Raw genomic sequence first — 13,983 nt, 5'->3', positions numbered from 1 at the left:
GTGAGGGAGAAAACATCTGCTGTAAGAAAAACCTTTTAAAGCAACTGTTGAAAAACGCTAAAGGAAAAATAAATGAAAACAAAGAGAACAGAAAATCTTTCCTCTCCTACAGCGGAAGAATTGCAAAAGCGCCGCGAAGCTGTTGATGCCGCCATCAACAGCCATGAAATTGAGGGGTTAACACTACATCCTAAAACGCTTGAAATTTTAGAAAGATACGCCAAGGGGAATATTTCACTGGAGGAATTTAACACTCTTATGGACAACACTCTCTTATAAAGAGGTAATGATATGCCAAAAGCAAAGTCAAAAACAAGAGGAACCCCTTCCCCCCATCATTATATCTATCCTGGAACCCAAATACTAAAGAATAAATATGGAGAAACAAATTTACAACGTTTTCTGGAAAAATGTTCCTCTGATACAGAAGAGGCAAGAAACGCTCTACGTCAAGAACCACTACCAGAATCTTTTGATTGTGTTTATCTATGCCATCTCCATCAGCGGTTGTTTAAAGAAACATTTGAATGGGCTGGGCAACTCCGCAATGCCCCCTTCACATTTGAAGATGGTACCGTTGGCACCATGCCAGAAATGCACAGAGCGGAAAGGGGCGATGCTTTTGTAAACGGTGAGAAAATCCTCGAAAGCTTACAAAGATTTGAGGAAACGCTTGCTGAAAAAGAAAATTTGCAAGGCTTAACGCGCCAAGAATTTATCTCTCAAGCCGTAGGACTGTTTGTTTCTCTCAAATATATACACCCCTTCATAGATGGCAATGAACACACAGAAGAACTCTTCTTTGAAAAGCTTGCCCAAGCAGCAGGACATCAGCTTGACTTTTCGCTTGTCACAAAAGAACGCATGATAGATGCCTATAGCGAAGCAGCACAACATGGCAATCCAGGGCCCATGCTACATATATTTGAAGATATCTCCCACTCAGAAAAAAGGCTTCTTTTAAAGCACTTCATGAACGACATGAAAGAACTTGGACACGATATTAATAATCGTCTTGTTAAAGTTGCACAAGAAAATGTAACCTACTTAGGAACCTATAAAGAAGATTATTCCAATAGCTTTTTGCTCGATACACAAGGGATTTACATTCTAGGTAATAAAGAGCATCTCACCCCAGAACAACGGAAAACATTAAAAACAGGAGATATAATCACCTTTACAGCCCTAAAAATGGAAGAGCTTGAAAACACGCTTATTCCTAAAGAAACACTAGCGCCTCTCACATCAAGTGAATTTACCGAAAGAGTTGCAAAAAGTCCTCGTGTCCAAACAACGCGAGACCAAGTTCAACATTTGTCAAAAATCGTTTATGGCAGTTCAAAAGTATTAGATGACCAGATGGCAGAGATTTTTCAAAATCCAGACTCAGGCCAACGGCTTGCTAGACGAATTGAACGCTTTCCTCGTGCTATTGCTTCTCTTACAGGTTTTGACCTTTTTTTCTTCAAAACTTCAGGGCGTACAAATGCTCAAGACCATGTCAATCTGCTCAGTAGCGCAATTGCGAATTATGCGGATGCTGTAAAACATACGCGTTTTGCAATCACTCAAGAACATCACATTGAACAAAATCGCCGCGGAAAAGCAATAGAGAAACCAAGTCAAAACTTGCAAGATCTTTTTTGCCTATCACCAGAAAAACAAACAGAGCTATTGTCTCAATCTCCTCTATTATACCAAGAACTCCGCGCTTTTATACGTTGTTTAGAGCATCGTCTCTCATCAAACGAGTCGAGTGCGATCAAAAGAAATGATCATGAAACACTCGCAAAAAGTCTGGGTGTCTCAGAACAGAAAGCGCAAGAAATTAGCGACATTGTTCAGAAAGCCACCAAAGCACATCAGCAAGTCTTCACCCGCAAACTCAATCGCTCAAATACGTTGGCTATGGCCAGCTAAAAACTGAGCTAAAAACGATGAAAGCCTGCCTCCTTCATTTGACATCCATAAACTTGCAGATATTTCAACACACGCACCCTCATGAGAAAAGGAGACATGTCATTTTATCAATGAAAAAGAAGCATTTCACGCCATATCCTGTCATTTTACGAACATCTCTAAAAAAACGAAAGGAAAACACAGCAAACTGTTCTTGAAACGTGAGAAGGCGTACAAAAATATGAAAAAGAAGCTAATGCAGAACAGTGACGCCCTTGAAGAAAACAGGCTTCATTTAAAACGCTGGAAATCTTAGAGAAAGATGCAAGGGGCGATATTTCACTCGAGAAATTTAACACTCTTATAGACAACGCTACAATATTAAGGAGATAACAATGCCAAAAGCAAAGTCAAAAATAAGTAGAATCCCCTCACCCCATCATTATACCTATCCTGGTAGCGTCACACTCAAAAATAAATATGGAACAAAAAACTTAAAATCCTTTCTGGAAAAATGTGCGCAGGATTCAGCAAAAGCGATGGTTAATCTTCGTGAAGAACCTCTACCGGAAAATTTTGATAGCTCCTATCTAAAATATATTCACAAACGCTTATTTGAAAATACATTTGAATGGGCGGGTCATACTCGCGATGAAGCCTTTACATTTTCAGATGGCACCACTGCTGCCATGCCAGAAATGAAAAGAACAGGTTGGGAAAATCCTTTTGCCATTGGTGATGAAATCCAAGAAAGCTTACAAAAATTAGATCAGACACTTTTTGAAAAGAACAATTTGCAAGACTTAACACGCGAAGAATTTATTTCTGAAGCAATGGAAATGTTTAATTCTCTTAACCATACCCATCCATTCAGAAAAGGCAATGGACGCACACAGCGGATCTTTTTTGAAAATCTTGCCAAAGCAGCAGGGCATCAGCTTAACTTTTCGCTTGTAACAAAAGAACGCATGATGCTTTCTAGTATTGCAGTAGAAAAAGAGGGCAATCTAGAGCCTATGAAACATCTGTTTGAGGATATCTCCAATCCAGAAAAAGTACTTCTTTTAAAAGAATTCATGGACAATATGAAAGAGAGTGGACGCAATGTTAATGATCGCCCCGTTATGGTTGCAAAGGAAGGAGAAACTTACACAGGCCTCTTTAGAGGGTTTGGTGTTGAGGGCTTTGCCTTCAATGTGAAAGGTGCCTTCATTATCGGCAACAAAGAGCATCTCACACCAGAACAACTCAAAACATTAAAATCCGGTGAGATGTTCACCTTTACAGTCCCCAAAACGCAAGAGCTTGAAAAAATTCTCATCCCAGAAGAGACATTAGCCCCTTTGAGCAAAAATGAACTTTCTGAAAAAATTGCAGAGGATGCCTGTGTCCACACATGCCGACAACAAATCCAACACTTATCAAAAACTGTTTATGGGAGCTCAAAAACATTCAATAGAATGATGGTGGATATTATTAAAAATCCAGAACTTGGGCAACAACTTTCTAATCAGATTGAGAGATCTCCTAGTTCTGTTGCTAATCTTGTAGGTTTTGACCTTCTTTGCCTCAAAACTTCAGCACGCGTAAATGCTGAAGAGCATATTGAAGTACTCTGTTGTGCAGTTACAAATTTCACCCATGCTGTAAAACATGCTCAAAAGGAAATTACACAAGAGCATCAAGCAGAACAAAAACGTCGTGGACAAAAAGTAGCAATGCCAAGTAAAAGCTTGCAAGATCTTCTCACCTTACCAAAAGAATCGCAGCAAGAAGGGTTAGAAAACAATCCTCCCCTTCAACAAGAGCTCTGTACTCTTGTAAAAAATATCAAGGGCCGTTTCTCACCAGCCGAGCATAAAGCAGTCAGGGATGGTGATCATGGGACACTCGCGAAAAGCCTTGGTGTCTCAGAACGTAAAGCGCAGGAAATTACAGCAATCGCCACGCAAGCCAAAGAAGCACACCAACAAGTGCAAACACGCACGACATATCGTTCAAAAGCACTTGCTATGGCAAGCTAAACTGTTTGCACCCTGTTTCCTTCATTTGTCCCCATAGCTGAGAGATGTTCTAACATTCTCCCGCTCCTGAAAAAAAGAAAGTTAACGAACAGCTTACTACCACTTTTGAAATGACCCTTTCCGGCATCCCCCGTAACTTTACATCATATCTCGATAACAACTGGATAAAACTACAATGAAATATAGCAAAATGCAGCTGGTCCTTATTTTAGCACCAATCGCTTTAGGAACTTTAACGATATTTCTCGTTCCTCATTTGTTATTATTTATCATCAATGGGCTACAGGAAAATCAAGTCTATTGGTATCTTCGCTCAGAACCTTTATTGATGCTCGTGCTGATTGCTACTGTTTCATTGTTTTATAACTTATCGCAAAAACTGTATCTGCGTAAAGCGATCACGCTTGTCTCGGCTGTCTTTTTTGGCCTCATTGCTTTTTCCTACATTTGGAATGAAATAAAACGCTTAAGTCCCTATGTTGGTCAACAAGGAATAACGTGGAGCTATGCCCTCAAATTCATGGATCCCATGGTTGTCTTTGGTATTATTGGCGGCGTTGTTCTATTAGCCCTTCAAGTCATGACGCTCTCTCCACACACCAACAAGATCAAGCGCGCCAAAAAAGGCGTTTTTGGAGATGCCTCATGGATGAATTTAAGAGATGCAGCCCAAATTTTTCCTGCCAATGGCCAAATTGTCGTTGGTGAAAGATGCCGAGTTGATCAAGACAGTGTGTGCAATATTCCCTTCGCTCCTGGCGATAAAACAACATGGGGGAAAGGGGGGAAAGTACCTTTGCTTACTTTTAATCTTGATTTTGGTTCAACACACATGATCTTTTTTGCCGGTTCTGGTGGATATAAAACCACAAGTACAGTGATACCAACATGTTTAACCTATCCAGGCTCTATTGTTTGTCTCGACCCTTCAACCGAAGTTGCACCAATCGTTAGATTTGCACGAAAAAAGATGGGCAATAGAAATGTTATTGTTCTCGATCCCAACTCCATTTTAACAAAAAATTTTAATGTTCTCGATTGGCTCTTAGACGAGAGCGTACCACGCACACAACGTGAAGCCAATATTGTGGGTTTTTCCAAATTGCTTCTTACAGATAAAAAATCAGAGAATTCTTCAGCAGAATATTTTTCGACACAAGCCCATAATCTTTTAACTGCTCTTCTTGCACATGTCATATTCTCTGATGAATATGAAGACAGTGAACGCAATTTAAAAACATTACGTGGAATTTTGTCTCAATCAGAAACGGCGGTTGTCAATCAATTACGGATGATTCAAGAAACGACCCCTTCTCCTTTTATTCGTGAAATGGTTGGTATTTTCACAGAAATGGCGGAACAGACCTTTTCAGGGGTCTATACAACCGCATCAAAAGATACGCAATGGCTTTCTTTGTCAAACTATGCCAATCTGGTCTGTGGGGATGATTTTGCATCCTCAGATATTACCAATGGCAATACTGATATTTTTCTCAATCTCCCTGCAAGCATTTTAAACAGTTATCCAGCGATTGGGCGGGTGATTATTGGTGCCTTTTTAAATGCCATGATTACAGCTGACGGAAACTACAGAAAGCGTGTTTTGTTTGTCTTAGATGAAGTTGATCTTCTTGGTTATATGAACATCTTAGAAGAAGCACGCGATCGTGGTCGTAAATATGGCACCTCCCTCATGCTCTTTTATCAATCCACTGGTCAGTTGGTCAATCACTTTGGAGAAGCAGGAGCGCGCTCATGGTTTGAAAGTTGCTCCTTTGTGAGTTATGCCGCCATTAAGGACCTGCAAACAGCCAAAGACATTTCAGAGCGCTGTGGTCAAATGACCGTTGAAGTAGCCGGAACAAGCAAATCGAGAGGTTTGTCTTTGGGAAAGAGCTCTTACAACATCAATTATCAACAAAGAGCGCTGATTTTACCGCATGAAATTATTCAAGAAATGCGTCAAGACGAACAAATTATTCTTATGCAAGGACATCCCCCTTTACGATGTGGTCGAGCGATCTATTTTAGAAGAAAAGAAATGTTAGCGGCTGCTGAAAAAAACCGTTTTGCCCCACAAGCAAAGAAAAACTGAAAAACATCCTCTGGTCATGCGTCTTAAGGGCAGAACAACAGTATAAAAGAGAAAAACAGATATCCTCTAAAGCCCCTTAAATAAGGAGTTTCTGTATGGACCAACAAAAAAACAATGATAAAGCAGAATTCTTGATCACTGCTTTTATGAGTGCGATCACCAACACGAACATCCATTATGACAGCACACATTATACAAATTATACAAAGCCCCCAAAACAGCCAAGGGCGATTACGACCACCCTATCTCTTTTTCAAACGCCTCTCAAAGAGTTTTTGAAGAGAGCAGCTTTGAAAGAAATGTTCTTGATGACAAGGATAAAGAGAAAGAAAAGAGACATCAAAAAAGCTGACCTCACACACATGAAAGAAGTAACATGCATGCAAATAATGCGAACAAACCATCAATTCTTCTGCCAAAAGCATGATAAAAAAAACATAAAACCGTTGGTACAGCCAGCAGCACAGATACGGCGCTCTAGAGTTGAGGGAAGGAGTCTCTCTCCCGAAAGGTTTGAAATCTTAAAAGAATACGCGAAGGGGGAATTTGTCCACGAAGCGTTTCGCACGCTCATCCATTACCCACCCCCTTACTTAAGGAATAAAAAATATGTTGGAGCAAAATTACCTATATAAAAATGGCAAAACACTAAAAAATAAATATGGTATCACCGATCCACAAAAACTATATGCACGCTGTGCCCACGACACAGCCAGAGCAGCCGTGAATTTTCGCCTTGAACCACCCCCGCGAAAATTTGATGCCGCCTATATAAAAACAATCCACTGGAGCCTTTTCTACAAGACTTTTGAATGGGCCGGACAGACCCGCGATACCTCCTTTACCTTTGCAGATGGGTCCACTGCTCGTATGCCAGCCATGCGACCAAAAGGTTATGAAGTCCCCTTCGCTGTTGGTTCACAGATTCAAAAAGAACTAAAAAAATTAGAGCGAAATCTTACCACAAAAAACAATTTACGAGGTTTATCACGCCAACAATTTGCGGAAGAAGCCGCTGAAGTTTTTATGGCACTCAATTATGCCCATCCTTTCCGAAAAGGGAATGGACGTGTCAATCGCATGTTCATGGAAAAGCTTGGAGAAGCGGCAGGTCATAAGATTGACTTTTCTTTTATCACACAAGAACGCATGAACCTTGCCTGTATTGAAGCCATGCAAAACGGCAACTCACAGCCAATGAAAGATCTGTTTGAAGATATCACCCATCCCCAAAAAGCACAGGTTTTAAAAGAATTCATTTATCAGATGAGAAGTTCTGGACTCCATGAAATAAACAATCGCCTTGTTATCGCGGCAAAAGAAGGTGTCACTTACGATGGTCTCTATAGAGGCTCTTCAGCAGAAGGTTTTGTTCTGGAAGTGGAAAACGCTTTCGTTGTGGGCCACAAAGATGATCTCCTACCAGAGCAAATCAAAAACTTACACAATGGCGCCCGCATCTGCTTTGAAAAAACGAATGTTCAAAACTTACGAGAGTTTCTGATTCCGAAAGAAACATTAGCGCCTCTCTCCAGTAAAGAACTTTTTGATAAGCTTCAAGATGATCCCTATATCGAAAAATGCCAAAAACAAGTTGAGCATTTGTCAAAGCGTGTTTTTGGCAAGAGGCACGTGTTAAGAGCACAGATGGAGATCATAAATGGCGATCCAAGCTTGGGGGAACAGTTTGTCGATCAAATAGCGCAAAATCCTAAATTCATTTGTAAACTTGCGGGAAGTAAATTTTGTGGCATAAAAAGCCCATCGCGAAGACGAGCTGAAGAGAATCTTCCGCGGCTTTGTGAAGCGTTAAAAAATTATGTAACAACAATACAACAGACAAAGGAGGAAATTCTAGAGCAACACGTAAAAGAACAAAATCGCTTGGGCAAATCTGTTGAAAAACCCACAAAAAACCTGCAAACTCTTTTTTCTTTACCAGCCGAACAACAAAGGGAAGTCTTGTCTTATTCCCCTATGCTGCAACAAGAACTGCATACTTATGGTCGTCAAATACACAATCGTTTGTCATCAGAAGAGCGTAAAGCCATACAGGACCAAGATATCACAAGACTTTCTTGCCTGCTTGGCACCTCAGAAAGCAAAGCCAAAAACATTGCCAAAGTCGTAGACAACATCAAAGAAGCACAATGTCAAGCACGCGCCCTCAAAATCAGTCGCTCTTCATCCCTCGCTTTTACCAGCTAAAAATCAACAGAATGTTGAGCGTTTCCTCTGATCTCTTGGCGCAAACCATTCCCTCTCGATTGCGTCAAGAGTGTTCTAAAATATTACAAAAAAGTTTTCTCAAAAGAAACCCAGTAATTTTATTTAAGTTATTGATAAAATATCACAAAAAAACTGTATAAAAGACACAAACATCAATTACAGTAGCGGTGAATAGCGCAGAATCTTTGGAGGTCATTCAGTCATTCAAATGAGCACCTTTTCTATAAAAGCGATCCAAGCATAAAGGTGGAGAATGCGCCAAAGAGGTTTTCTAAATTTTGAAAGGAAACGTGCATGAAAAAACATCAACCCACCCGTCATCCCTTTATGGAAGAGCTCTACGCAAAGATTAACAAACCGTCAAAAGATCAACGTCCACAATCAGAACCTGAAGTCCTCTACGCTGAGGTTAAAAAACCAAACAGAGAGCAGCGTCCACAATCAGAACCAGAAATTAATCCCTATGCACCCCAAAAACCATTAAACCTAGAAGGTGCCTATGCAGTACCGCGTGGTGGGCCAAATCCCAAAAAACTAGTAGACCCCTATGCAATAACTGATCTAAAGGAGCTAGAAGGGACACAAGATCCTTACCACTTAGAAAATCCTCTCTATGAAAGCAGTGGAGGGCGGCAACCTGAAAAACCAGAGCATGTCTATGCAGAGCTTGAATTTGGTCCACAGAGAGGACAACAGCCCCCCAAACCCGTAGAATCCGTCTATGCAACAGTTGGTATGGGAAGTGGTGGACCAGATGCTGATCATAAAAAACATCAACCCACCCCTCTTCCCTCTAATCCAGAAGTGCTCTACGCAAAGATTAACAAACCGTCAAAAGATCAACGTTCACAATCAGAACCTGAAGTCCTCTACGCAAAGGTTAACAAACCAAACAGAGAGCAGCGTCCACAATCAGAACCAGAAATTAATCCCTATGCACCCCAAAAACCATTAAACCCAGAAGGTGCCTATGCAGTACCGCGTGGTGGGCCAAATCCCAAAAAACTAGTAAACCCCTATGCAGTAACTGATTTACAGGAGCTAGAATGGGAACAATATCCTCACCAATTAAAAAATCCTCTCTATGAAAGCAGTGGAGGGCGGCAATCTGAAAAACCAGAGCATGTCTATGCAGAGCTTGAATTTGGTCCACAGAGAGGACAACAGCCCCCCAGACCCGTAGAATCCGTCTATGCAACAGTTGGTATGGGAAGTGGTGGACCAGATGCTGACCATCAAGAAAATCCCATCTACCAAGGAGTGGAAAAAACAAGAAGAACGTCACCTCCCAGAACCCAGAAAGATCTAATGATTTCAGGGCTTGCACAAAACCTAGATTTCCAATATGGTGCACTAGAGGTCCAAGAATGGTGCGTCGTTGTTTATGGTAACCGACATGCCTTGAACAAAGAACTTGCTAAGATTCTTGAAAATCCTAAACAAGGACAAGAAATCTTACAAAACCTTTTAGAAAATCCTGAAAGTGTTGGTAAGCTTGCTGGTCAAAAACTATTTGGCGTAAAAAGCCCCGCCCGCAAAGATGCAGAAGAGGGTATAGGTCCTCTTTGTGATGCTTTTGAAAGACATATAAAGACTGCAAAAAAGATACACAAAGATCTCACAAAAAACCTTGAGAGAGGACAGAGAAGTCCAGAACACGGACATCATCATCAGCATCAGCAGCATCACGAAAGAGGAAGAAAACAGGGCGCTCAACAGCAAGAACATCAACGCAGCAGAACTCCTTCCCCAAAAGGAGCAATGGCTTTTGCGATGTAAGTGTGCACATGAAAAACACATAAAGTTTTTCCTGTTATGTGATCATTTGTTATTTTATCTCTTGGCGCAATCGCTCTGTTTCGATTGCGCCAAAAATTGTTATGAAATGTAACAAAAAAGAAAACCCGTAATTTATGTAAGTTATTGATAAAATTTCATAAAAAAGCTCTATAAAAGACACAAATATCCATTACGATAGTGGCAAATAGCGCAAGTCTTTGGATGCCCTTCAAATTGATCCTTTGTATAAAAGCTTCAAACGATAAAGGTGGGGATTGCGTCAAAGAGGTTTTCTCAAACAATGATGAAAAGGAAACATGCATGAAAAAAAACCAACCCCCTCCTCTACAGCTTTCAGTACAAGAATACATAAAACACTATGAACAAGCTACCGCAGGGCACACTTCCTCAGAAAGCCTCTCCACAAAATCTGCTCCACGAAGAAAAAAAACCTCTCCTGCATTAAAAGAAAAAGAACAAAGACACTCTGTAAGAAACAAGACAGATCAAAATGAAGAGGAAACCCTCTACGCAACAGCAGCTTTACAAACAAGAACAAAGGGACTCTCCGAAGCGCAAATTGCGAAACTCCTTCCACACAGCCAATTGGTGCGTGGATATCAAGAGAAAATCCAACATTTGTGCAAAATTGTTTATGACAACAAAAATATTTTACAAGAAAAAATGGAGGAAATTCAAAAAAATCCCGCTCTGGGAGAAAGCCTCTCATGGCAACTTGCAGCACATCCGGAGAGTGTCTCTAAGCTTGCCGGTTTCAATCTCTGTGGCATGAAAAACAGCGCACGCCAAAATGCAGAAGAAAATCTTTCTACCCTTTGTGGCGCTATTGCCTGTTATGGAGAGGCTGTAAAATATGCAAAAGACGACTTGTCGATAACCCCAGAAGCAGTCCTCATATACTATGAACAAACAATGGGCCGTGAGGCTGTAGCCAAAATCTTGCAAAGTCCAGACCCGTCTAAAAGGGAACAAGAAGCCCTTTTAAATGCAGAAATTCCTAAAAATCCAACAGTGCGAAGATATCAGGAACGAGTCACACATTGGAGCCAAATTGTTTTTGGCAAATCGGATATTTTGGCAAGCAAAATGGAGGAAGTTTTTCAGAATCCTGCTACGGCAGAGGAGTTGACGTGGCAACTTGCCGCATATCCGCAATCTTTTCATAATTATGCTGGTGTGAGCATGTGTGGCTTAAAAAATAGTGCCCGCAGACATGCTGAAGCAGGACTTTCCTCCCTGATTGAAACTATTGACAATTATGCAACTGTCGTCCATTTGCTAAAAGAAAGTCTTGTACAATCCCAACAACTGCAACAAAAGCTCCATGACCCTTCTGCTGAACTGGCTAAAGGCTTAAAAAAACAAAAAGACTTAACCAAGTCTTCTAAACTTCCTGAATACTTGTCATCCACCGCACATTATGAAGCGAAAAAAACCTCTCAACAGACACCTGAAAGAACACAGGACGTTCGTTCCCGCCAAGCAACCGCACCCAAAACGATGGCTTTTGCCAGCTAAATGTAGATAAATTTGCGTTTTTCATGTTGTTCTTGGCGCAATTTTCGCAAAGGAGTTTGCGCCAAGTGCCATAAGCACTGTAAGGGGGAAGTTTCATCAAAATTTCCTCATGATGTGACATAACTTATTCATAAAGATAATGACCTGCACGAAGAGCACAAAATCTTTTGAAAGTATTTTTAGCCTCCTCCATAAAAAGCCATGAAAAAGCATCACGATGGAGAAAGGCGCGAAGGGGGGATTGAAAAACAAAGAGTGTAAAAGTTTGAAAGGAAACATGCATGAAAAAAAGACAACCCTCCCCTTTTATAGCGAGCATGATGCAAAAATTTCAAGAACAGAGTGAACACTCTCCCACAACACCAATCACCCCCAAAACTTCTCCAAAGGAGCAAAAACCACCTCTCCCCGAACACCCAGAAGAAACCCTAAGCACAAGAGCTACTCCACAAAGACCACCGCGTGCAAGGGATAAACAGCAAAGCCAAACAACCGCACAAGAAAATGAAACCGCAAACACAAGGGCTGCGCCACAAAGACCACCGCGTGCAAGAGACAAACAGCAAAGCCAAACAACCACGCAAGAAAGTGGAACCGCAAACTTAAACGTTGCTCCACAAAGACCACCGCGTGCAAGAGACAAACAGCAAAGCCAAACAGGCGTACAACAAAGTGCAGGCCTCTACCCAAAGGTTATCTTACAAAAACCACCCCGTGCGAAAAGCATGCAAACAAGCAGCACATCCTCCCAAGAAAGTGAAAATCTCTACGCAACACCTGCTCCACCAACTCCACCCAAAATGCGAGACAGGAGAGGCATGCAGACAAGCAGCACATCCTCCCAAGACAGCGAAGGGCTCTACGCAACACCTGTTTCATCTACTCCCCCAAAATCACCACGTATAAGAAAAAAAGAGCTAAGCAATCCAGCCACTCCAGTTGTTGCTTCCTCAAGAATAAGTATATCTCTCTCACAAGAAGAAATTATTCTTAAAGTGAAAAACAATATGTTGGTTCAAACTTGTAAAGACGAAATCAAAAGTTTATCTCAAACTGTTTATGGCAACCCAGATATTTTTGAAAACAAACTCGCAGACATTGAAAAAAATCCCATCTTGGGAGAAAGTCTTTCATGGCAAGTCGCAGAAAATCCTGCACTTGTTGCCAGACTTGCTGGAAAAAAAATTTTGGGTGTAAAAAGTAAAACACGCAAAGAAGCTGAAAAGCAGGTTGCATCCCTCTGTCTTGCCCTTGAAAATTATGCCGATACTGTAAAACAGGCAAAAGAGAACATTTTTCAGAGCCACATAGGAACACAAACACGCCATAGAACATCAATAGACCTAAAGGAAATAGCTGAAGATTTACAAAAGCCGCGTAAACCTGAACAAGAAATGGTTCCCCTTTCGCATAAGGAAATTGCCCGCAGAGTTAAAAGTCATACATCGGTCAAATATTGCCATGCAGAAGTCGTATATTGGTGTACAGTTGCTTATAAAGACCCGGGTATTTTGCAGTATAGACTTGAAACAATTGAAAAATCTCCTGCTGAGGGAGAACAGCTTGCATGGCAAGTTACAAATTACCCCAATTTTTTTGGTAAACTTGCTGGTTACGATTTCCATGGCTTTAAAAGTAATGCACGCAAACAGGCTGAAAACGCTCTTACACATCTAGGGAATGCCATTGAAGGTTATGCAGAAGCTGTAAAAAATGCAAAAGAAAACATTTTAGAAAAACATCAGGAAAAACAAAAACGCCATGCACACTCTAGCAGCCTAGAGAAAAGCTTGCAAAAACAGCAACTCCCATCAGAATCTCCCAAACAGCCTGAGCACTCATCAGAAAATCTACAACAAAAAGCTGCTGAAGCCTTTAGGCAAGCAGATAATAATCCACCAGATGTGCAACCACGAAGAGCTGAATTACAAAAAACAATGGCTTTCACCAGATAAACCGCTTTATTTTCTCTCTTCCTTTGGTGCAATCGAGGCAAAATCATTACACAAACATCTCTATTGCTGTTACGGAAAAGATAAAACACCCCCGTCGTTTCATCCGTAAATTGCTAAAACTGCATCATAAAACTGCACAGCCCATTTAAATGGGCCAAACATTCCCACGATGCCCTCTTTACATTTAAAAAACTTAACACGAGCAGAACGCGTTGAACATATGACTAAAATAATGATAAACTTTCATGATATATATCCATTCAAAGAAGAGAACAGACATCCAAAACAACTCTTTATTGAAATAACGCACCAAAGCAGCAGACCAAAAGCGCAATTTTTTTGTGATAAAAGCAAAATATTTGTCCGCTCAACAGCAACACACCATGGTGATCCAGAGCCCATAAAACATTCGCTTGAAAGTATTTTCAGTCCAGAAGAATTGCTTGTTTTAAAGGAATTCTAG

At 40.9% G+C, this 13,983-nt stretch carries 9 protein-coding genes; all 9 read left to right on the top strand.

Going from position 1 to position 13,983, the window contains the following annotated elements:
- Positions 1-72: 72 nt before the first annotated feature.
- The 9 genes from J7R10_RS05710 (at position 73) to J7R10_RS05670 (ending at position 13,520) form a co-directional block, all read left to right on the top strand.
- The gene (locus J7R10_RS05710) at positions 73-279 is read left to right on the top strand and encodes an antitoxin VbhA family protein (RefSeq protein ID WP_010705601.1); all 207 of its coding nucleotides are present in this window, start codon (positions 73-75) and stop codon (positions 277-279) included.
- A gap of 12 nt (positions 280-291) precedes the next feature.
- Positions 292-1,920, top strand: coding sequence for a BID domain-containing T4SS effector (locus J7R10_RS05705; RefSeq protein ID WP_010705602.1), 1,629 nt, complete (start codon positions 292-294; stop codon positions 1,918-1,920).
- A gap of 374 nt (positions 1,921-2,294) precedes the next feature.
- Entirely contained in the window at positions 2,295-3,923 is a 1,629-nt protein-coding gene (locus J7R10_RS05700; RefSeq protein WP_010705603.1) for a BID domain-containing T4SS effector, read from the top strand.
- Between the two features lie 175 nt (positions 3,924-4,098).
- On the top strand, positions 4,099-6,018 hold the full coding sequence (traG, locus tag J7R10_RS05695) for a Ti-type conjugative transfer system protein TraG (RefSeq protein WP_010705604.1): 1,920 nt from the start codon (positions 4,099-4,101) through the stop codon (positions 6,016-6,018).
- A 95-nt stretch (positions 6,019-6,113) separates the two neighbouring features.
- The gene (locus J7R10_RS05690) at positions 6,114-6,653 is read left to right on the top strand and encodes a hypothetical protein (RefSeq protein WP_010705605.1); all 540 of its coding nucleotides are present in this window, start codon (positions 6,114-6,116) and stop codon (positions 6,651-6,653) included.
- On the top strand, positions 6,628-8,226 hold the full coding sequence (locus J7R10_RS05685; RefSeq protein ID WP_010705606.1) for a BID domain-containing T4SS effector: 1,599 nt from the start codon (positions 6,628-6,630) through the stop codon (positions 8,224-8,226). Before J7R10_RS05690 ends, J7R10_RS05685 begins: the two co-directional genes overlap by 26 nt.
- A gap of 315 nt (positions 8,227-8,541) precedes the next feature.
- Positions 8,542-10,026, top strand: coding sequence for a BID domain-containing T4SS effector (locus J7R10_RS05680; RefSeq protein ID WP_010705607.1), 1,485 nt, complete (start codon positions 8,542-8,544; stop codon positions 10,024-10,026).
- A 321-nt stretch (positions 10,027-10,347) separates the two neighbouring features.
- Entirely contained in the window at positions 10,348-11,565 is a 1,218-nt protein-coding gene (locus J7R10_RS05675; protein WP_010705608.1) for a BID domain-containing T4SS effector, read from the top strand.
- Between the two features lie 281 nt (positions 11,566-11,846).
- A complete protein-coding gene (locus tag J7R10_RS05670) occupies positions 11,847-13,520 on the top strand; it encodes a BID domain-containing T4SS effector (protein WP_010705609.1) in 1,674 nt (557 codons plus the stop codon).
- The last annotated feature ends 463 nt before the right edge of the window (positions 13,521-13,983 follow it).

Origin of the sequence: Bartonella vinsonii subsp. berkhoffii ATCC 51672, assembly GCF_902825225.1 — a bacterium.
Classification (GTDB): Bacteria; Pseudomonadota; Alphaproteobacteria; order Rhizobiales; family Rhizobiaceae; genus Bartonella; species Bartonella berkhoffii.
This window is presented reverse-complemented; position numbering and strand designations above follow the sequence as displayed.